The organism is Pseudomonas frederiksbergensis (genome assembly GCF_001952935.1).
Classification (GTDB): domain Bacteria; phylum Pseudomonadota; class Gammaproteobacteria; order Pseudomonadales; family Pseudomonadaceae; genus Aquipseudomonas; species Aquipseudomonas frederiksbergensis.
Window position 1 is genome coordinate 1,083,639 of sequence record NZ_CP018319.1, and the last position, 19,235, is coordinate 1,102,873.

15 protein-coding genes and 1 pseudogene are annotated in these 19,235 nt (G+C 60.4%); 11 read left to right on the forward strand and 5 right to left on the reverse strand.

Annotated features, from left to right (window positions below; all coding sequences use genetic code 11):
• The first annotated feature begins 21 nt into the window (after positions 1–21).
• A complete protein-coding gene (pobA, locus tag PFAS1_RS05325) occupies positions 22–1,215 on the forward strand; it encodes a 4-hydroxybenzoate 3-monooxygenase (protein ID WP_076028444.1) in 1,194 nt (397 codons plus the stop codon).
• An 81-nt stretch (positions 1,216–1,296) separates the two neighbouring features.
• Positions 1,297–2,814, forward strand: a complete 1,518-nt coding sequence (locus tag PFAS1_RS05330) for an MDR family MFS transporter (RefSeq protein WP_076028445.1) — start codon at positions 1,297–1,299, stop codon at positions 2,812–2,814.
• Between the two features lie 122 nt (positions 2,815–2,936).
• Here PFAS1_RS05330 and PFAS1_RS05335 read toward each other — a convergent pair whose 3' ends face one another.
• From PFAS1_RS05335 to PFAS1_RS05350, 4 genes and pseudogenes are all read right to left on the reverse strand, one after another.
• Positions 2,937–3,785, reverse strand: coding sequence for a cache domain-containing protein (locus PFAS1_RS05335; RefSeq protein WP_076028446.1), 849 nt, complete (start codon positions 3,783–3,785; stop codon positions 2,937–2,939).
• A 257-nt stretch (positions 3,786–4,042) separates the two neighbouring features.
• Positions 4,043–4,909 (reverse strand): ATPase, encoded by an 867-nt coding sequence (locus tag PFAS1_RS05340; protein ID WP_076028447.1) that lies wholly within the window; start codon positions 4,907–4,909, stop codon positions 4,043–4,045.
• Positions 4,910–5,028: 119 nt separating this feature from the next.
• A pseudogene (locus PFAS1_RS05345) lies at positions 5,029–6,020 on the reverse strand (NAD-dependent epimerase/dehydratase family protein).
• Positions 6,021–6,087: 67 nt separating this feature from the next.
• Complete coding sequence (locus PFAS1_RS05350) at positions 6,088–6,981, reverse strand: LysR family transcriptional regulator ArgP (RefSeq protein ID WP_076028448.1); 894 nt, start codon at positions 6,979–6,981, stop codon at positions 6,088–6,090.
• A gap of 96 nt (positions 6,982–7,077) precedes the next feature.
• Here PFAS1_RS05350 and PFAS1_RS05355 point away from each other — a divergent pair, with 96 nt between their 5' ends.
• The 3 genes from PFAS1_RS05355 (at position 7,078) to PFAS1_RS05365 (ending at position 9,124) form a co-directional block, all read left to right on the forward strand.
• The gene (locus PFAS1_RS05355) at positions 7,078–7,479 is read left to right on the forward strand and encodes an ACT domain-containing protein (protein WP_076028449.1); all 402 of its coding nucleotides are present in this window, start codon (positions 7,078–7,080) and stop codon (positions 7,477–7,479) included.
• Positions 7,480–7,484: 5 nt separating this feature from the next.
• Positions 7,485–8,087, forward strand: coding sequence for a LysE/ArgO family amino acid transporter (locus PFAS1_RS05360; RefSeq protein WP_074874063.1), 603 nt, complete (start codon positions 7,485–7,487; stop codon positions 8,085–8,087).
• A gap of 440 nt (positions 8,088–8,527) precedes the next feature.
• Positions 8,528–9,124 (forward strand): superoxide dismutase, encoded by a 597-nt coding sequence (locus PFAS1_RS05365; protein WP_076028450.1) that lies wholly within the window; start codon positions 8,528–8,530, stop codon positions 9,122–9,124.
• 173 nt (positions 9,125–9,297) lie between these two features.
• On the opposite strand, the gene PFAS1_RS05370 is transcribed toward PFAS1_RS05365, so the two are convergent.
• A complete protein-coding gene (locus tag PFAS1_RS05370; RefSeq protein ID WP_076031493.1) occupies positions 9,298–9,564 on the reverse strand; it encodes a DUF6124 family protein in 267 nt (88 codons plus the stop codon).
• A 774-nt stretch (positions 9,565–10,338) separates the two neighbouring features.
• Here PFAS1_RS05370 and PFAS1_RS05375 point away from each other — a divergent pair.
• The 6 genes from PFAS1_RS05375 to PFAS1_RS05405 all read left to right on the forward strand — a co-directional run bounded on the left by PFAS1_RS05375 (position 10,339) and on the right by PFAS1_RS05405 (position 19,229).
• Entirely contained in the window at positions 10,339–12,390 is a 2,052-nt protein-coding gene (locus PFAS1_RS05375) for a putative bifunctional diguanylate cyclase/phosphodiesterase (RefSeq protein ID WP_074874060.1), read from the forward strand.
• A gap of 206 nt (positions 12,391–12,596) precedes the next feature.
• On the forward strand, positions 12,597–13,931 hold the full coding sequence (locus tag PFAS1_RS05385; RefSeq protein WP_074874059.1) for an imelysin family protein: 1,335 nt from the start codon (positions 12,597–12,599) through the stop codon (positions 13,929–13,931).
• Positions 13,932–14,200: 269 nt separating this feature from the next.
• Complete coding sequence (locus tag PFAS1_RS05390; protein WP_076028452.1) at positions 14,201–15,628, forward strand: di-heme oxidoreductase family protein; 1,428 nt, start codon at positions 14,201–14,203, stop codon at positions 15,626–15,628.
• A 26-nt stretch (positions 15,629–15,654) separates the two neighbouring features.
• The gene (locus PFAS1_RS05395; RefSeq protein WP_076028453.1) at positions 15,655–16,719 is read left to right on the forward strand and encodes an imelysin family protein; all 1,065 of its coding nucleotides are present in this window, start codon (positions 15,655–15,657) and stop codon (positions 16,717–16,719) included.
• A 14-nt stretch (positions 16,720–16,733) separates the two neighbouring features.
• Entirely contained in the window at positions 16,734–17,831 is a 1,098-nt protein-coding gene (locus tag PFAS1_RS05400) for a DUF1513 domain-containing protein (protein WP_076028454.1), read from the forward strand.
• A 249-nt stretch (positions 17,832–18,080) separates the two neighbouring features.
• Entirely contained in the window at positions 18,081–19,229 is a 1,149-nt protein-coding gene (locus tag PFAS1_RS05405) for an efflux RND transporter periplasmic adaptor subunit (RefSeq protein ID WP_076028455.1), read from the forward strand.
• Positions 19,230–19,235 lie beyond the last annotated feature (6 nt).

Consider the following 19,235-nt stretch of genomic DNA (forward strand, 5'->3'; position numbering starts at 1 on the left):
AGCTTGCGAGTCATAAAAACAATGAAAACGCTGAAAACCCAAATCGCCATCATCGGCGCCGGTCCGTCCGGTTTATTGCTTGGCCAATTGCTGCACAACGCCGGCATCGACACCCTCATTCTCGAACGCCAGAGCCCGGACTATGTGCTCGGACGAATCCGTGCCGGCGTCCTCGAACAAGGCATGGCAGAGCTGTTGCGCCAGGCCGGGGTGGGTCAGCGCATGGACGCCGAAGGGCTGGTCCATGGAGGCTTCGAACTGGCCCTCGACGGGCGCCGGGTACACATCGATCTGCAAGCCCTGACCGGTGGCAAAACGGTGATGATCTACGGTCAGACCGAGGTCACCCGCGACCTGATGGCCGCTCGTCGGGAGGCCGGTGCGCAGACGATTTACAAGGCAAGCAACGTCGTTCCTCACGGGATGAAAACCGCAGAGCCGTTCGTGACTTTTGAGAAGGACGGCGAGCTGTATCGACTCGATTGTGACTACATCGCCGGGTGCGACGGTTTCCATGGCGTGGCCCGGCAGTCGATTCCTGCCGAGTGCCTGAACGTGTTCGAGCGGGTCTATCCGTTTGGCTGGCTCGGCATCCTCGCTGACACGCCGCCCGTGCACGAAGAACTGGTTTACGCCCGGCATGAGCGCGGTTTTGCCCTGTGCAGCATGCGTTCGGCCACCCGCACGCGCTATTACCTCCAGGTGCCGGCCGACGAGCAGGTCCAGAACTGGTCTGATCAGCGCTTCTGGGATGAGCTCAAATCCCGTCTGCCAAGCGCATTGGCAGCGTCGTTGGTCACGGGGCCGTCCATTGAAAAGAGCATCGCGCCGTTACGCAGTTTTGTCGTCGAACCGATGCAGTACGGGCGGATGTTTCTGGTCGGCGACGCCGCGCACATCGTCCCGCCCACCGGTGCAAAAGGTTTGAACCTGGCCGCCAGTGATGTCAGTACGCTGTTCAACATTCTGCTGAAGGTTTACCAAGAAGGCCGTGTGGATTTACTGGAGAAATACTCCGAGGTCTGCCTGCGCCGGGTGTGGAAAGCCGAACGGTTTTCCTGGTGGATGACCTCGATGCTGCACCGCTTTGACGATAACGACGCCTTCAGCCAGCGGATTGCCGAGTCGGAACTGGGTTACTTCGTCGACTCCGAGGCCGGTCGAAAAACCATTGCAGAAAATTACGTCGGCCTTCCATACGAGGCTATCGAATAGCCTGCTACCGATTTACACTGGCGAGCATCCCCGCTCGCCTTGCTCCTTGCGGGTCAATCACCGTCCGCAGGTTCCAAACCCGTGACCAATCTCAACCAGCCTGAAACGCCCAAACCGGCCATTCGCAGCGTGTTGATCGCCCTGATGCTGGCCATCTTTCTGGGCGCGCTGGACCAGACCATCGTCGCCGTTTCCATGCCGGCCATTTCCGCACAATTCAAGGACGTCAGCCTGCTGGCCTGGGTGATTTCCGGCTACATGGTGGCGATGACGGTGGCCGTGCCGATCTACGGCAAACTGGGCGATCTGTACGGTCGCCGCACGTTGATGCTGTTTGGCATGGGGTTGTTCACGGTCGCTTCGTTTTTCTGCGGCATGGCCCAGAGCATGGAGCAGCTGGTACTGGCGCGGATCGTTCAAGGCATCGGTGCTGGCGGGATGATTTCGGTCAGCCAGGCGATCATTGGCGACATCGTGCCGCCCCGGGAGCGCGGCCGCTATCAAGGCTATTTCAGCAGCATGTACGCCGTGGCCAGCGTGGCCGGCCCGGTACTCGGCGGTTACATGACCGAGTACTTGTCATGGCGCTGGGTGTTCTTGATCAACCTGCCGCTGGGCCTTGGTGCCTGGCTGGTGGCCAATCGCACTTTGGTGGGTTTGCCAGTGCCGCAGCGCAAACCGATCATCGATTACTTCGGTACGGTGCTGATGATCATCGGCTTGACCGCCTTGTTGCTGGGCATCACCCAGGTCGGCCAAGGCCATTCGTGGCGCAGCGCCGAAGTGCTGGGCCTGCTCGGTTGTGCGGTGTGGGTACTGGCGCTGTTCGTCTGGCATGAACGCCGGGCGCGGGAGCCGCTGTTGCCCATGCATTTGTTCGCCAACCGCAATGCGATCCTGTGCTGGTGCACGATCTTCTTCACCAGTTTCCAGGCGATCTCGCTGATTGTGTTGATGCCGCTGCGCTTCCAGAGCGTGACCGGCGCCGGGGCCGACAGCGCCGCACTGCACCTGTTGCCGCTGGCGATGGGTTTGCCGATTGGCGCGTATTTCGCCGGCCGCCGAACCTCGGTGACCGGGCGCTACAAGCCCATGATCCTGACCGGCGCCCTGCTCATGCCGCTCTCGATTCTCGGTATGGCATTCAGCCCTCCCCAGGCATTTGTGCTCAGTAGTCTGTTCATGTTGCTCAGCGGGATCGCTAGCGGCATGCAGTTCCCGACGTCGCTGGTCGGTACGCAGAACGCGGTGCAACAGCCGGATATCGGTGTCGCTACCAGCACCACCAACCTGTTCCGCTCACTGGGCGGTGCGGTGGGTGTGGCGTTGATGTCGGCACTGCTGCTGGCGTTGTTGCAGGACTCAAGTTTCGCCCACCTGGCCGGTTCTTCGATGATTGCCGAGGGCAGTTCGGGGAACGTCTTGCTCGATGGTTTGAACGCCGCGCCGGGGGATGCGCAGAACGCCTTGCGTGCTGAGCTGTTGCTGACGTTCCGGCATTTGCTGATGGTCAGTGCGGCAGTGTCGCTGCTGGGGCTGGCGGCGGCGGTTGCCATGCCGAACATGCTATTGCGGGGGCGCGAAGATAAAGTCCGATAACCCCGCCGACTGATCGTTCCCACGCTCTGCGTGGGAATGCAGCCAGGGACGCTCTGCGTCCCAAGAGCGGACGCAGAGCGTCCATTGAGGCATTCCCACGCAGAGCGTGGGAACGATCATGTTCAAGGGCTGTAATACCCGACAGCCACCAGAAAATGCCCGACCTTTTTCAGGTAGGCATGCTTGTCCTCGACCTTGCCGGTCACCGGGTTTTTCCAGCGGTATTCGTATTCGCCGTTGTCCTGCCTGGCCATCAGCGCCAGGATCGGCTCCCCAACCGGCTTGCCTTCCGGGTCCTTGATCTTGCTGAAATCGGTGTTGATCAACCGCAGGTTGGTGCCATGGCCGACATAACGCTGGTTATCCAGGTCGACGACGAAGACGTACAGGTCATCCTGCAAGTAACCGCCCTTTAGGGAATTGATGGCCGTGAGCGTGCCCTTCTCGTCCTTGGCCAGATCGGCCGCCGCTTTGTTCAGCAACGCCATTGCCTGTTCCGCTGAGGCCCGTGGCAAGTAGTAACCGACCGCCAAGATCCGCTGACCGACGCGCTGGTAGAACACATGCTTGCGTTCGACCTTGCCGTCGGACCAGTTCTGCCAGCGGTATTCGGCCTGCTGGATGCCATTGCCTTCCGGCACTTTCAAGGCGTCTTTGAAGGCCTTCTGCAATTCCGGCCCGAGCACATCGGACACATCACGGCCAATCAACGCCGAAGAAGGTCCACCGCTGGCAAGCATCACGCCTTTGGTGTCGACCACGAACACGTAACGACCCTTGTCGACAAACTCGCCCTGACGGCTGAACGCAGCGAAGGCTTTGTCGCCATGGTCGTGGTAGTACGCCAGGGCTTTTTCCAGCAAGGCTTTGGCAGCCTGGCTGTCGTCCTGTTCCGTGCCGGCGGCTTGAACCTGGCCCAGGCACAGCAAAAGCATCACGCCCAGCAAGGACAACCTATGCAAGAAACCCATTGCGCATCCCTCGTTCTTGTTGGTGTTTCAAGAGCGTAGACGGCTTGGGGATATGTACGAATATTCAGGAAACAGTGGCGAAGGGCTTTTGTGGCGAGGGAGCTTGCTCCCGCTCGGCTGCGAAGCAGTCGCAAATCGGGCACCGCGGATTATCTGAAGGACCGCAGCGAAGGGATTTGGGGCGGCTTCGCCACCCAACGGGAGCAAGCTCCCTCGCCACAAAGAGCACACCTCGCCACGGGTGTTCAGCATCCGGACTATTGCCCCCGGGCGCGCAGCTGTTGCTGCAGATTCTGGATCTGCGCCTGAAGGGAGTTGATGGTGCGGGTGACCTGGCTACGGAAAGCGTCGAATTCGGCAGTATTGCTTCCGCCGGCCGGGCGATTGTCCTGTTGGCTTTTGAGGATAATGACTTCCTGCTCCAGGCGCTCGATGGCGGCGCTCGGGTTGCCTTGTTTCTTCAGGGCAACGATGTCCGAGCCAAGGCTTTTAAGTTGCGCGTCGAATTTGTCGGTGTCCGCCGGGTTGGCTTTCAGCACGGCGACATCGCTATTCAAGACCTTGACCTGCGCCTGCAATTGAATAGTGGCGGTCTGTTGTTCAGTGCCTTGCTCGGTTATCTGCGCCAGGCGCTTATCCAGTTCGGTGGTCTGTGCACTCATCTGCGCCAGACGCTTGTCCAGCTCCGAAGCCTGGCCGACAACGCCCTGCTGCTGTTTGCCTTGATCCTGGAGCTTGCTTTCCAGCTGCTTGATTTGCAGCTTCAAGGCTTCGCTGTCGCTGGTGACGTTGGTCTGACTGGCGACAACCTTGCCGGAAATGTCCTGCAAGCGCCCCGCCGCGTCCTCGCTGATACGCGCGAAACTTTCCTGGGTCGCCACTAATTGCTGTTCCATCAGCGAGAGCTGCTGAAAGCTCCACCAGGCCAGGCCTGCAAACGCAAAGAACAAGGCGCCGACCAGCGCCCACAGCGGGCCGGTGCTCGGGCTTTTGACTTTGACCACTGGCGTAGTACGCGAATGCACGGAGGTACGAGCGGTGGTCGGAAAATCATCGTCGTCGAGGCTGTCGGCACGCAGGCTCGGTACATCGAAGTCGTCGTTGGCATCGTTACGCATGGACATTGAGTCAACCTTTGTGGAACGCGGTGATGGCTTGATGCGGCGCAGTATAACCCCCCACGGCCGCATCGATTGACCGTCAACCCCGAACTCGGTTCAGTGTTGCCGCGCCAACCCGGGCGTCAGCGGATGTCCTGGGCCTTCCACCAGCCGCAGAATTCATCGAGGGCGGTCCAGAGACTGACTTTGGGATCGTAGTCCAGATAATGCCGGGCGCGGCTGATGTCCAGGGTGAAATTTTTGTTCATCACCTGCATGCCCAGGCGCGACAGGGTCGGTTCGGGGCGGCCCGGCCACAACTTGCACACGCCCTCGTTGAGCGCTGCGACGGTGTAGGCCAAACCGTAGGAACGGTAGCGCGTGACCTGTGGGACATCCATCTTGCGCATCACGTAATTGACCACGTCCCACAACGGCACCGGCGTGCCGTTGCTGATGTTGTAGGCCTTGCCCAACGCCGAACCGCTGGCCAGCAAACTGCTGAGCAACGCTTCATTGAGGTTTTGCACGCTGGTGAAATCAACCTTGTTCAGGCCGTTGCCGATGATCGCGAGCCGTCCTTTACGCTGCATTTTCAGTAGCCGCGGAAAGATGCTCATGTCACCAGCCCCGGTCACGAATCGCGGGCGCAAGGCCAGGGTTTCGAGGCCGAACTCCTGAGCGCCGAAAACCTTTTGCTCGGCCAGGTATTTGGTCGCGGCGTAGGGATGCTTGAAACGCTTGGGTACCTGTTCTTCAGTCAGCCCCAAGTGATCACGGCCATCGAAGTAGATCGACGGCGAGGACAAGTGCACCAGTCGCCGAACCCGCTGTTTCAGACAGGCCTCGACCACGTTTTCGGTAACCTGCACGTTACCCTGATGAAAGTCCTGATAACGCCCCATAAACCGACCGCACCGGCGCAATGCACCACGGCTTCGACGTCTGAGCACAGATCGCGTACCAGTTCCGGGTCGCCCAAGTCGCCCTGGATGAACTCGGCGCCACGGCGCACCAGATGCTCCACACTTTCGGCCCGGCGACCGTTGACCCGCACGTCCAGGCCCTGCTCCAGGGCAAAACGCGCAAAGCGCCCGCCGATGAAGCCGCTTGCGCCGGTAACCAGAATCTTCATGAATTGCTCCGAATATTTCGTTTTGCGTTTTGCATATGCGTAAGGCGTGAGGTCTTGACGCTGGCCGTCAGTCCAACGGCACCAGCCATTGCTTCGACGAGCGCACCAACTGATCGGTGAGCAACCCCAGCAACTGACCGCCATTGCGCCAATGATGCCAGTACAACGGCACGTCGATCGGCTTATCGGGCAAAAGCTCCACCAATACGCCGCGTTCCAGTTGCTCGCGCACCTGCAGTTCAGGCACCAGGCCCCAACCGAGTCCCGCTTCCGTAAGACGGATGAAGCCTTCGGACGAGGGGCATAGATGGTGTTCGAATCCGCCATCGACGCCGAGGGACGCGAGGTAGCGATGCTGTAGGAAATCGTCCGGGCCAAACACCAACGCGGGGGTTTTCGACAACAGATCGGCGCGCACACCTTCAGGAAAATGCCGGGCGATAAATGCCGGGCTGGCCAACGCTCGATAACGCATGGCGCCCAATAACACGCTACGCGCACCCGCCACCGGACGCTCGCTGGCGCAGATGCACGCGGCCACTTCGCCAGCGCGCATGCGTTTGAGGCCCACCGTCTGGTCTTCGACGACCAGATCCAGCAGCAGGTGTTGCTCGGCGCAGAAATCACTGACGGCTGCGGCCCACCACGTGGCGAGGCTGTCGGCATTCAAGGCGATGCGCAGACGTTCCGGCAGGCCTTCTTCATCGAGTGCCGGCACCAGTGTCTGCAAGTCCCGTTCAAGTAAACGCACCTGCTGCACATGGTTGAGCAGCCGTCGGCCGATTTCGGTCGGGGCCGGCGGAGTCACCCGCACCAGCACCGGTTGGCCGACCCGCGCCTCCAAGAGTTTGATGCGCTGGGAGATCGCCGATTGCGACAAGCCGAGCACCTGAGCCGCACGTTCGAACCCGGCCTGCTCGACCACCGCGGCCAAGGCAGAAAGCAATTTATAGTCGAACATCAGTTTTCCTAATGAGCGATCAGCATGATTGGTTTTTCTTATACAGCCTGACACCCGAGAATGGCCAGCAACAACTCTTCAACAAGGATCATCGACATGGCTGGCGAAACTTCATTGGCAACTTTGCTGCGCAGCATGAGCCCGCAACTCAACGCCGGCGAATACGTGTTCTGCACCCTGCGCGACGGCAAGCTGCCGGCAGGCCTGGAGATCGTCGGCAGCTTCCGCGAGCAGGAAGGTCTGACGGTGATTCTCGAACGTTCCCACGCCGAGAAGGCCGGTTTCAGTTTCGATTACGTCGCGGCCTGGATCACCTTGAACGTGCATTCGGCCCTCGAAGCCGTCGGCCTGACCGCCGCATTCGCCACCGCATTAGGCCGAGCCGGCATCAGCTGCAACGTGATCGCCGGCTATTACCACGATCACCTGTTCGTCGGTCAGGCCGATGCCGAACGCGCCATGCAAGTGCTGCGAGACCTGGCAGCCAACGCGGAGTAAAAAATATGTGGCAAAGCTATGTGAACGGCCTGTTAGTGGCCGCGGGGCTGATCATGGCGATCGGTACTCAAAATGCGTTTGTGTTGGCCCAGAGCCTTAGGCGTGAACATCACCTGCCCGTGGCGGCACTCTGCGTGACCTGCGATGCATTATTGGTCGCTGCCGGCGTATTCGGCCTGGCGACGGTGCTGGCGCAGAACCCGACGTTGCTGGCAGTCGCCCGCTGGGGTGGCGCGGTGTTTCTGATTTGGTATGGCAGCCTGGCGTTGCGTCGCGCCTGCTCGAAACAGAGCCTGCAACAAGGCGAAAACCAGACCGTGCGCTCGCTGCGCGCGGTGATGCTCAGTGCGTTGGCCGTAACGCTGCTCAACCCGCACGTTTATCTGGATACCGTGCTGTTGATTGGCTCTCTCGGCGCCCAACAAACCGAGCCCGGCGCTTATGTCGTCGGCGCGGCCAGTGCGTCGTTGCTGTGGTTTTTCACCTTGGCGCTCGGCGCGGCGTGGTTGGCGCCATGGTTGGCGCGACCAAGTACCTGGCGAATCCTCGATCTGTTGGTGGCGGTGATGATGTTCACAGTAGCCTTTCAATTAATCGTCGCCTCCTGATTATGCCAAAAGGCTAAGGGGATGCCCTCACTAAATGACGGTCGCGCCGCCGCCCCGCAAAGCGCAAGACTAGGCGTGAGGAGCGAGGTTTGGTGGTCCAAATGAGCGACGAACAACGACGGATTGCGCTTTGCGGGGCGACGGCCCTTCGGGTTGGAGCTGTGATCGTGCCATGCGGCGTTGCGGGACTTGAAGAGGCAAAAAGCATCCTCTTCGTCCCGCGCCTTGCCTGGCACGATCACAGTTCCAACGCGATCCGTCATTTAGTGAGGGCATCCCCTTGAACCTCTATCCCACACAGTTGTTGCGTGGTTATGCCGCCCCCCCGGTGCTATGATCCGGTCCGATGCGCCGCAAAGAGTACAAACTCCCCGGCGCTTGTCTGGCCGCCCGTGATCGGCCTTGCGCTCACCGCAACTGACCTGATTAGGAGAATCATCATGGCTTTCGAATTGCCGCCGCTGCCTTACGCACACGATGCCCTGCAGCCGCACATTTCCAAGGAAACTCTGGAATACCACCACGACAAGCACCACAACACCTATGTCGTGAACCTGAACAACCTGGTGCCAGGCACCGAGTTCGAAGGCAAGACTCTGGAAGAAATCGTCAAATCTTCCTCGGGTGGCATCTTCAACAACGCCGCTCAAGTCTGGAACCACACTTTCTACTGGAACTGCCTGGCGCCAAACGCCGGCGGTCAACCAACCGGCGCATTGAGCGACGCGATCAACGCAGCCTTCGGTTCGTTCGACAAGTTCAAGGAAGAATTCAGCAAGACTTCCATCGGCACCTTCGGTTCCGGCTGGGGCTGGCTGGTGAAGAAGGCTGACGGTTCCCTGGCCCTGGCCAGCACCATCGGCGCCGGCAACCCGCTGACCAACGGCGACACCCCGCTGCTGACCTGCGACGTCTGGGAACACGCTTACTACATCGACTACCGCAACCTTCGTCCAAAATACGTCGAAGCGTTCTGGAACCTGGTCAACTGGAAATTCGTGGCTGAGCAGTTCGAAGGCAAAACCTTCACCGCTTAAGATCGATGCCCAAGAAAAAACCCGGCTTAGGTCGGGTTTTTTTATGGGCGGTGGAAATGTGGTGCCCGGGCGGCCGCCTTCGCGAGCAAGCCCGCTCCCACAAGGACACCGCTGTACCTGTGGGAGCGGGCTTGCTCGCGAAGAACGATGACGCGGTAGAACTGACTGAACGCCTAGTCCTGTGGGTCGACGATATCCAAAGCCCTATTCACGGCAAGGTCCGCCAACATGACGATCTGCGCGATGGCCAACGCCGTACTGCGCTGGGAGCCGCTCAGGTTGGTGGCGAAATCGCTGGCCAGAACATTTGCCGATGCCAATGACTCACAGGCGTGGGCCAGGAGGGTTTCGGTGTCCATGTCGGGGGCGATCATGAAGATGGTTCTGGGATTATTGGATTGGGTGGTGTTGAAGGGGGGATCGGGGATTAACTTATCCAAGGGAATGCCTATGACGTGGGGTGCCATTCCCTCGCCGTTTCTCACGCGACGAAGAGGTGGCAGCTATGTGCGAGGTGAGAAACCGGTCATAGACACCCGGCCAGACCGAGGTCTGCCCGCACACAGCCGCCATAACGCATATGCAGCAAATAAACTGGCGGCAATTATGCGGATACTGACGCTGGATGACTATGACTTGCCGAGTTCTCACACCCGATCGCTGAGTTTTCAGCGACAGCCAAAAGGTTATTGAACCCGCTTCCTACGGGCAACCTGAAAACCTCGTGGGAAAGGTCTGGTTTTTTTACCGTTATTTAAACGGACGCATCCGTTGCCTGTGCGGCCGCCATCGCGAGCAGGCTCGCTCCCACAGGGGTTGGATGTTTGGCAGGAAGAGATTGGTCGGCTGTCAGGCCGCCTTCGCGAGCAAGCCCGCTCCCACAGGGGGATCGGCGTACGCCTTTCGCTCCTCACCACTCAACAGGCACATCCGCAAAAACCAGGCCGATTTCCCACAATGAAACCAGACTTCAGCCCCTTGCCCCAACGCCACAGCCGTCTAACATCAACCAAACGGAAAATATGTCCCGAGCCCCCTCAAGTTGAAGGCCCGGACAACCGACACAGTACGAATGGCCAAACATCCAAACCACAGCATTTCGGCCAAGCTACAAACAAAACCCCATGGGATTGATTGTCCCTTTGACTGCCATCACCGGATTGCCAATACTCATGGCAACTTGACGCTACCCGCACGGAACAAGGAATGACTCTTTGAAGCTGGAACTCAAGAACAGCTTGTCGGTGAAGTTGCTCCGGGTCGTGCTCCTTTCGGCATTGATCGTAGGCGTAGTCTTGAGCTGCGCGCAGATCGTTTTCGATGCCTACAAAACGCGCCAGGCCGTGGCCAGCGATGCCCAACGCATCCTCGACATGTTCCGCGACCCCTCGACCCAGGCCGTCTACAGCCTGGACCGGGAAATGGGTATGCAAGTGATCGAAGGCCTGTTTCAGGACGACGCTGTGCGCAAGGCCTCCATCGGCCATCCCAACGAAGCCATGCTCGCGCAAAAGTCTCGCGAGCTTCAGCACTCCGACAGTCGCTGGCTGACCGACCTGATCCTCGGCAAGGAACGCACCTTCACCACCCAACTGGTGGGTCGCGGTCCTTACAGCGAGTATTACGGCGACTTGAACATCACCCTCGACACCGCCACCTATGGCCAGGGCTTCATCGTCAATTCGGTGATCATCTTCATCTCCGGCGTGTTGCGTGCGATGGCCATGGGGCTGGTGCTGTACCTGGTCTATCACTGGCTGCTGACCAAGCCGCTGTCGCGGATCATCGAACACCTCACGGAAATCAATCCGGATCGCCCCAGCGAACACAAGATCCCGCTGCTCAAGGGGCATGAAAAGAACGAACTGGGGATCTGGATCAACACCGCCAACCAGTTGCTCGAGTCCATCGAGCGCAACACCCATTTGCGTCACGAAGCGGAAAACAGCCTGCTTCGCATGGCCCAGTACGACTTCCTCACCGGTCTGCCGAACCGCCAGCAATTACAGCAGCAACTGGACAAAATCCTGGTAGACGCCGGCAAGTTGCAGCGTCGGGTCGCGGTATTGGTGGTTGGCCTGGACGACTTCAAGGGCATCAACGAACAATTCAGCTACCAGACCGGCGACCAACTGCTGTTGGCCCTGGCCGATCGGCTGCGAGCGCACAGCGGACGCCTTGGCGCCCTCGCCCGCCTCGGCGGCGACCAGTTCGCCCTGGTTCAGGCCGACATCGAACAACCCTACGAAGCGGCCGAACTGGCCCAAAGCATTCTCGATGACCTGGAAGCGGCATTTGCCCTCGATCATCAGGAGATTCGCCTGCGCGCCACCATCGGCATCACCCTGTTCCCCGAGGACGGTGACAGCACCGAGAAACTGCTGCAAAAAGCCGAGCAGACCATGACCCTGGCCAAGACTCGCTCGCGCAACCGTTATCAGTTCTATATCGCCAGCGTCGACACCGAGATGCGCCGCCGTCGCGAGCTGGAAAAAGACCTGCGCGACGCCTTGGTCCGTGGCCAGTTCTACCTCGTCTACCAGCCGCAGATCAGCTATCGCGATCACCGGGTGGTGGGTGTCGAGGCGCTGATTCGCTGGCAGCATCCCGAGCACGGGCTGGTTCCGCCGGACTTGTTCATCCCTTTGGCCGAGCAAAACGGCACCATCATCGCCATCGGCGAATGGGTGCTGGATCAGGCGTGCAAGCAACTGCGCGACTGGCATGACCAGGGTTTCGTCGACCTGCGCATGGCGGTGAATCTGTCCACGGTGCAGTTGCACCACGCCGAGTTGCCACGGGTGGTCAATAACCTGCTGCAGATGTATCGCCTGCCACCGCGCAGCCTGGAGCTGGAAGTCACCGAAACCGGCCTGATGGAAGACATCAGCACGGCCGCCCAGCATCTGCTGAGCTTGCGCCGTTCCGGTGCGCTGATTGCGATTGACGACTTCGGCACCGGTTACTCGTCATTGAGTTATCTGAAAAGCCTGCCGCTGGACAAGATCAAGATCGACAAGAGCTTCGTTCAGGACCTGCTCGATGACGACGACGACGCGACCATCGTTCGGGCCATCATCCAGCTGGGCAAGAGCCTGGGCATGCAGGTGATTGCCGAGGGAGTGGAAACCCCCGAGCAAGAGGCCTACATCATTTCCGAGGGTTGTCACGAAGGTCAGGGCTATCTCTATAGCAAGCCGCTGCCGGCGCGGGAATTGAGTGCGTATCTGAAACAGGCCCAGCGCAGTAACGCGGCTATTTTGTAGAAGATCAAGAGAACGCAGCCTCGTTTCACTCTGTAGCAGCTGTCGAGTGAAACGAGGCTGCGTTCTCTTGATCCACGACATCCCCCGCCTGAATAAGAAATATTTCCAGGTACAACCCTTTACAGATAATGCGAAAGATTTGCATTATGTCGCAGTTTTGCGCGCTTGCTGCGCCTTCAACCCCCTCTCGAAGCAGGATGTTCGCCATGATTCGTATGCCTCTGGCTACCGCCAGTCTGTTGGCCATCGCTATTTCCCTCGCCGGTTGTGGCGAAGGCAAAGACAAAGCTGTCGCTGCGCCGGCCGCCAGCACCACGGCCCCGGCTGTTGCACCCGCCGCTGTCAGCAAAGTCGACGAAGCCGCCGCCAAAGCCGTTGTCGCGCATTACGCCGACATCGTCTTCGCCGTCTACAGCGATGCCGAATCTACCGCGAAAACCCTGCAATCCGCCGTCGACGCCTTCCTCGCCAAGCCGAACGCCGACACCCTGAAAGCGGCCAAGGCTGCCTGGATCGCTGCCCGCGTTCCTTACCTGCAGAGCGAAGTGTTCCGCTTCGGCAACACCATCATCGACGACTGGGAAGGTCAGGTGAACGCCTGGCCACTGGACGAAGGCCTGATCGACTACGTCGACAAATCCTACGAGCACGCACTGGGTAACCCGGGCGCCACGGCCAACATCATCGCCAACACCCAGGTTCAGGTCGGCGAAGACAAGATCGACGTGAAAGACATTACCCCGGCAAAACTCGCGAGCCTGAACGAGCTCGGCGGTTCCGAGGCCAACGTTGCCACCGGCTACCACGCCATCGAATTCCTGCTCTGGGGCCAGGACCTGAACGGCACCGGCCCTGGCGCCGGCAACCGTCCAGCTTCCGACTACCTGGAAGGCAAAGGCGCAACCGGCGGGCATAACGATCGTCGCCGCGCTTACCTGAAGTCCGTGACCCAGCTGCTGGTCAGCGACCTGGAAGAAATGGTCGGTAACTGGAAGCCTAAAGTGGCCGACAACTACCGCGCCACCCTCGAAGCCGAGCCAGCTGAATCCGGCCTGCGCAAAATGCTGTTCGGCATGGGCAGCCTGTCCCTGGGCGAACTGGCGGGCGAGCGCATGAAGGTTTCCCTGGAAGCCAACTCGCCGGAAGACGAACACGACTGCTTCAGCGACAACACCCACAATTCGCAGTTCTACGATGCCAAAGGCATTCGTAACGTATACCTGGGCGAATACACCCGCGTCGACGGCACCAAAATGACTGGCGCCAGCCTGTCGTCCCTGGTAGCCAAGGCTGATCCGGCTGCCGACACCGCGCTGAAAGCCGACCTGGCTGCGACCGAAGCCAAGATGCAGGTCATTGTCGATCACGCCAACAAGGGTGAGCACTACGACCAGTTGATCGCCGCCGGCAACACCGCTGGCAACCAGATCGTCCGTGACGCTATCGCTTCCCTGGTCAAGCAGACCGGTTCGATCGAAGCCGCCGCTGGCAAACTGGGCATCAGTGACCTGAACCCGGACAACGCTGATCACGAGTTCTGATCAACGCTGAATAAAAAGGCGACCCTCGGGTCGCCTTTTTCATACCTGATTTTTGAGTGCCGATCGTTCCCACGCTCTGCGTGGGAATGCAGCCCGGGACGCTCCGCGTCCCATCCAGAGCCGAACGCGGAGCGTCCGTAGAGGCATTCCCACGCAGAGCGTGGGAACGATCAGTGCGCCACATCAACCAAACGATAATTCCTCTTATTCAATCTCCCCTGCCCTGTTAGACTTTGCGCCCTTGTTTTGCTCGTCTTGCAGGATGTCTGATGCCCTCGCTGCCTCTTCGCTTGTCCGCACTGTTGCTGGCCCTGGGCCTGAGTGCCTGCGATGACGTCCCGCGTTTTACCGAGGCCGAACCCGGTGAAGCCCGGTCCGGTGGCAGTGCAACCGTGCGCAAGACCGATCAGAACGCATTTTCCCTGCCGTCCGCCAACCTGCCACCCTCACGGCGCGTGGACTTCAGTGTCGGCAACAGCTTTTTCCGTAATCCCTGGGTGATCGCCCCGTCGACCACCACCGCCCGGGATGGCCTTGGCCCGCTGTTCAACACCAACGCTTGCCAGAACTGCCACATCAAGGACGGCCGCGGTCATCCGCCCACGCCTGATGCACAGAACGCCGTGTCGATGCTGGTTCGCCTGTCGATTCCCGATACGCCAGCGTATGCCAAAGTGATCGAGCAACTCGGTGTCGTCCCGGAGCCGGTCTACGGCGGACAATTGCAGGACATGTCCGTGCCGGGTGTCGTGCCGGAAGGCAAAGTGCGCGTCGATTACACGCCCGTTCCGGTTCGCTTCAAGGACGGCACCGAAGTCGAGTTGCGCAAGCCGACGTTGCAGATCACCCAGCTCGGCTACGGCCCGATGCACCCTGACACGCGTTTCTCGGCCAGGGTCGCACCGCCAATGATTGGCCTGGGCCTGCTCGAAGCAATCCCCGACGAGGCGATCCTGGCCAATGCCGAGTCGCAGGCAAAAGCGAAGAACGGGATCGCCGGACGCCCGAACCGGGTCTGGGATGACGCGCAGCAAAAAACCGTTCTCGGGCGATTCGGCTGGAAGGCCGGCCAACCCAACCTTAATCAACAGAACGTTCATGCGTTCTCCGGCGACATGGGCCTCACCACCCGTCTGCGCCCCGTCGATGATTGCACCGACGCGCAAACCGCTTGCAAGCAGGCGCCCAACGGCAATGGCGCCGATGGCGAGCCGGAAGTCAGCGACAACATCCTGCGTCTGGTGCTGTTCTACAGCCGTAACCTCGCCGTCCCGGCCCGCCGCGATGTCAGCGCCCCCGAGGTGCTGGCCGGCAAAAATCTGTTCTTCCAGGCCGGATGCCAGTCCTGCCACACGCCGAAATACACCACCGCCGCCAATGCCGCAGAACCTGAACTGGCCAATCAAGTGATCCGCCCTTACAGCGATCTGCTGCTGCATGACATGGGCGACGGCCTGGCCGACCACCGTAGCGAATTCCAGGCCAGTGGCCGCGACTGGCGCACCCCGCCGTTGTGGGGCATCGGCCTGACGCAAGCGGTCAGTGGCCACACTCAGTTTCTGCACGATGGCCGCGCCCGCAATCTGCTCGAAGCCGTGCTTTGGCATGGCGGCGAAGCCACAGCGGCGCAGCAACAGGTGTTGTCTTTCAATGCCGAGCAGCGCGCTGCGTTGCTGGCGTTCTTGAATTCCCTTTAATACGTATTCCATAGCGGGAGCCCGACATGTTTCGTCCCAAATTGTTGTTCACCAGCCTCGCCGCGCTCGCCTTGGGCGCCTGTTCGCCGCAGGATCCGCAGGCCGTTACGTCAGCCGCCATCGCCAAGTCGGTGATCCTGCCGACCTACACGCGCTGGGTTGAAGCCGACCGCCAATTGGCCGTCAGCGCCCTGGCCTACTGCGAAGGCAAGGAAAACCTCGACACCGCCCGCGCCGACTTCCTGCATGCACAGAAAGCCTGGGCCGAGCTGCAACCGTTGCTGATCGGTCCGCTGGCCGAAGGCAATCGCGCCTGGCAGGTACAGTTCTGGCCGGACAAGAAAAACCTCGTCGGCCGTCAGGTCGAGCAACTGGTCAGCGCACAGCCGCAGATCGATGCCGCCGCCCTGACCAAATCGAGCGTTGTGGTTCAAGGCCTTTCCGCCTACGAATACATCCTGTTCGACAGCAAGCCTGATGTGGCCAACGCTGAACAGAAAGCCAAGTACTGCCCACTGCTGATCGCGATTGGCGAGCGGCAGAAACAACTGGCCGAAGAAATCCTGAAGAGCTGGAACAACACCGACGGCATGCTCGCGCAGATGAGCAAATTCCCGAACCAGCGCTACGCCGATTCCCACGAAGCCATCGCCGATCTGTTGCGCGTGCAAGTCACCGCCCTCGACAGCCTGAAGAAAAAACTCGGCACGCCGATGGGCCGTCAGACGAAGGGTGTGCCGCAACCGTTCCAGGCCGATGCATGGCGCAGCCAGTCGTCCCTGAGCGGCCTGGAAGCCAGCCTCGCCGCCGCCAAAACGGTGTGGGAAGGCGTCGACAACAAAGGCCTGCGCGGTCTGTTGCCGAACGAGCAGAAACCATTGGCCGACAAGATCGACGCCGCTTACGCCACGTCCCTGAAACTGTTCGCCAGCAACCAGCGCTCGCTGACCGAGATGCTCAACGACGATGGCGGTCGCCAGCAACTCAACGACATCTACGACAGCCTCAACGCCGTCCACCGCCTGCACGAAGGCGAACTGGCCAAGGCGCTGGGCATCCAGCTGGGCTTCAACGCCAACGACGGTGACTGATGAGGGCAAGTGCCATGCTGCGACGCCAGGCTCTGACGTTAGGTAGTTTGCTGCTGGGTGCGGTGACACTGGGCGGCTGGACGCTGTTCAAGCAGAAGGACAAAAGCCCGCTGCTGCTCTCGGCGCGGGACGATACCGACGGCAAGCACTATGCCGTCGGTTACCGGCTGGACGGCACCCGGGTGTTTGCCACCCACGTCGGCCAGCGCTGCCACGACATCATCAACCACCCGACGTTGCCGATTGCGCTGTTCGTCGCCCGTCGTCCCGGCACCGAGAGTTACCTGATCGACCTGCGCGACGGCACGCTGCTGCAAACCGTGACCTCGCAGCCGAATCGGCATTTCTACGGGCATGCGGTGATTCACCAGAGCGGCGACTGGCTGTACGCCACCGAGAATGACACCTCCGATCCGGGTCGCGGCTTGCTCGGTGTGTATAAGTTCGAAGGCGAGCGGCTGGTGCACAGCGGCGAGATTTCCACTCACGGCGTCGGCCCGCATCAGGTGTCATGGATGCCCGATGGCGAAACCCTGGTGGTGGCCAACGGCGGCATTCGCACCGAGGCCGAAAGCCGCGTCGAGATGAACCTCAACGCCATGGAACCGAGCCTGGTGCTGATGCAACGGGACGGCACCCTGCTGAGCAAGGAAACCCTGGCCCAGCCGATGAACAGCGTGCGTCATTTGGGGATTGCCAGCGACGGCACCATCGTCGCCGGTCAGCAGTTCATGGGGCCGTCTCACGAGTCCTCGGAGCTGCTGGCGATCAAGCGGCCCGGTCAGCCGTTCGTGGCCTTCCCGGTGCCGGAGCATCAGTTGCAGGCCATGGGGCATTACACCGCCAGTGTCGCGGTGCACAGCGAGCTGCGCCTGGTGGCGTTGACCGCGCCACGGGGCAACCGCTTTTTCATCTGGGACCTGGACAGCGGTGAAGTGCGCCTGGACGCGCCACTTCCCGATTGCGCCGGGGTCGGCGCGGTAGCCGATGGCTTTGTTGTGACCTCGGGTCAGGGACGCTGCCGGTTCTACGACTGCCGCCAGACAAGCCTTGTTGCAAAACCCCTCGACCTACCGGCAGGTCTCTGGGACAACCACCTTCACCTCATTTGACCTGCCTCTCCTGCTGGAGGGTGTTCCCTGTGGCGAGGGAGCTTGCTCCCGTTGGGCTGCGCAGCGGCCCTAAAAAAAGGGACTGCTACGCAGTCCAACGGGAGCAAGCTCCCTCGCCACAGGTTTGTGTTCAATTCCTTCCGCGCAGACAGGCTGGCCTACCTGTAAGTTCTGCCAGTTGGAATCAACCTCCCACTCGGAGTAATGTGCCCGACTGAGTCACCTGATTTTCTCCAAGGAAGTGGAAATATGCTGCGTCGCCGCATGCTGATCATGTTGGGTGTTGTTTTGCTGATCGTGCTGGTCCTGGCCGGTTACAAAGCCTTCTCCATCTATACGATGATTCAGGGCTTTGCTGCGCCGAAACCGGCGATCAGTGTCGCCGTGGCCACTGCCACCGAACGGCCGTGGCAAGCCCGCCTGCCTACCGTCGGCACGCTCAAGGCCCTGCAAGGCGTGGACCTGAGCCTGGAGACCGACGGCACTGTCATCGATTTGCAGTTCGAGTCAGGCCAGAAGGTCAAGGTCGGCCAACCGCTGCTTCGGCTGGATAGCGTGGTAGAAACCGCCCTGCTCGAAACCGCTCAAGCCGACCTGGGCCTGGCGCAGCTCGATTACGGTCGCGGCAGCCAATTGGTGGGCAGCCAAGCCATTTCCAAAGGTGAATTCGACCGGCTCTCTGCGGTGTTGAAAAAGAGCCAGGCCACGGTGAATCAGCTCAAGGCGGCGCTGGCCAAAAAACGCTTGCTCGCACCGTTCAGCGGAACCATCGGTATTCGTCAGGTGGACATCGGTGACTACCTCGCCAGCGGCACCATGATTGCCACCCTGCAAGACCTCAGCAGCCTTTATGTAGACTTCTTCGTGCCCGAGCAGTCGGTACCGAAGATCGCCCTCGGCCAACCGGTGCAGATCGTGGTCGCGGCCTACCCGACACAAACCTTCCCCGGCACTATCAGCGCGATCAACCCGAAAGTCGAAAACAGCACGCGCAACGTCCAGGTCCGCGCGACCCTGGCCAACCCCGACGGCAAACTGCTGCCGGGAATGTTCGCCAGCCTGCAAGTGTTGTTACCCGACCCGCAGCCTCGGATTGTCGTGCCGGAAAGCGCGATCACTTACACGCTGTACGGCAACTCGGTCTATGTCGTCGCGCAGAAAAAAGCCGAAGACGGCAGCCTGGAAAAAGACGACAAGGGCCAACCGATCCTGATCGCCGAACGGCGTTTCATCGAAACCGGCGAGCGTCGCGATGGGCAAGTGATGATCACCAAGGGTGTGCAGAACGGCGAAAAAGTGGTCACCGCCGGCCAGATCAAACTGGACAACGGCGCACACATTGCGATCAGCGACGACAAGACCTTAGCCGAGAAGAACAGCCCGCCGCGCGCGGACTGATCAAGG

Bases quoted from the DNA above. Each gene is read 5' to 3' on its own strand.
- PFAS1_RS05390 (WP_076028452.1), top strand. From the start codon at position 14,201: ATGCCCTCGCTGCCTCTTCGCTTGTCCGCACTGTTGCTGGCCCTGGGC.
- PFAS1_RS05340 (WP_076028447.1), bottom strand. From the start codon at position 4,909: ATGTCCATGCGTAACGATGCCAACGACGACTTCGATGTACCGAGCCTG.
- PFAS1_RS05335 (WP_076028446.1), bottom strand. From the start codon at position 3,785: ATGGGTTTCTTGCATAGGTTGTCCTTGCTGGGCGTGATGCTTTTGCTG.
- pobA (WP_076028444.1), top strand. From the start codon at position 22: ATGAAAACGCTGAAAACCCAAATCGCCATCATCGGCGCCGGTCCGTCC.
- PFAS1_RS05350 (WP_076028448.1), bottom strand. From the start codon at position 6,981: ATGTTCGACTATAAATTGCTTTCTGCCTTGGCCGCGGTGGTCGAGCAG.
- PFAS1_RS05385 (WP_074874059.1), top strand. From the start codon at position 12,597: ATGATTCGTATGCCTCTGGCTACCGCCAGTCTGTTGGCCATCGCTATT.
- PFAS1_RS05365 (WP_076028450.1), top strand. From the start codon at position 8,528: ATGGCTTTCGAATTGCCGCCGCTGCCTTACGCACACGATGCCCTGCAG.
- PFAS1_RS05360 (WP_074874063.1), top strand. From the start codon at position 7,485: ATGTGGCAAAGCTATGTGAACGGCCTGTTAGTGGCCGCGGGGCTGATC.
- PFAS1_RS05405 (WP_076028455.1), top strand. From the start codon at position 18,081: ATGCTGCGTCGCCGCATGCTGATCATGTTGGGTGTTGTTTTGCTGATC.
- PFAS1_RS05355 (WP_076028449.1), top strand. From the start codon at position 7,078: ATGGCTGGCGAAACTTCATTGGCAACTTTGCTGCGCAGCATGAGCCCG.
- PFAS1_RS05400 (WP_076028454.1), top strand. From the start codon at position 16,734: ATGCTGCGACGCCAGGCTCTGACGTTAGGTAGTTTGCTGCTGGGTGCG.
- PFAS1_RS05395 (WP_076028453.1), top strand. From the start codon at position 15,655: ATGTTTCGTCCCAAATTGTTGTTCACCAGCCTCGCCGCGCTCGCCTTG.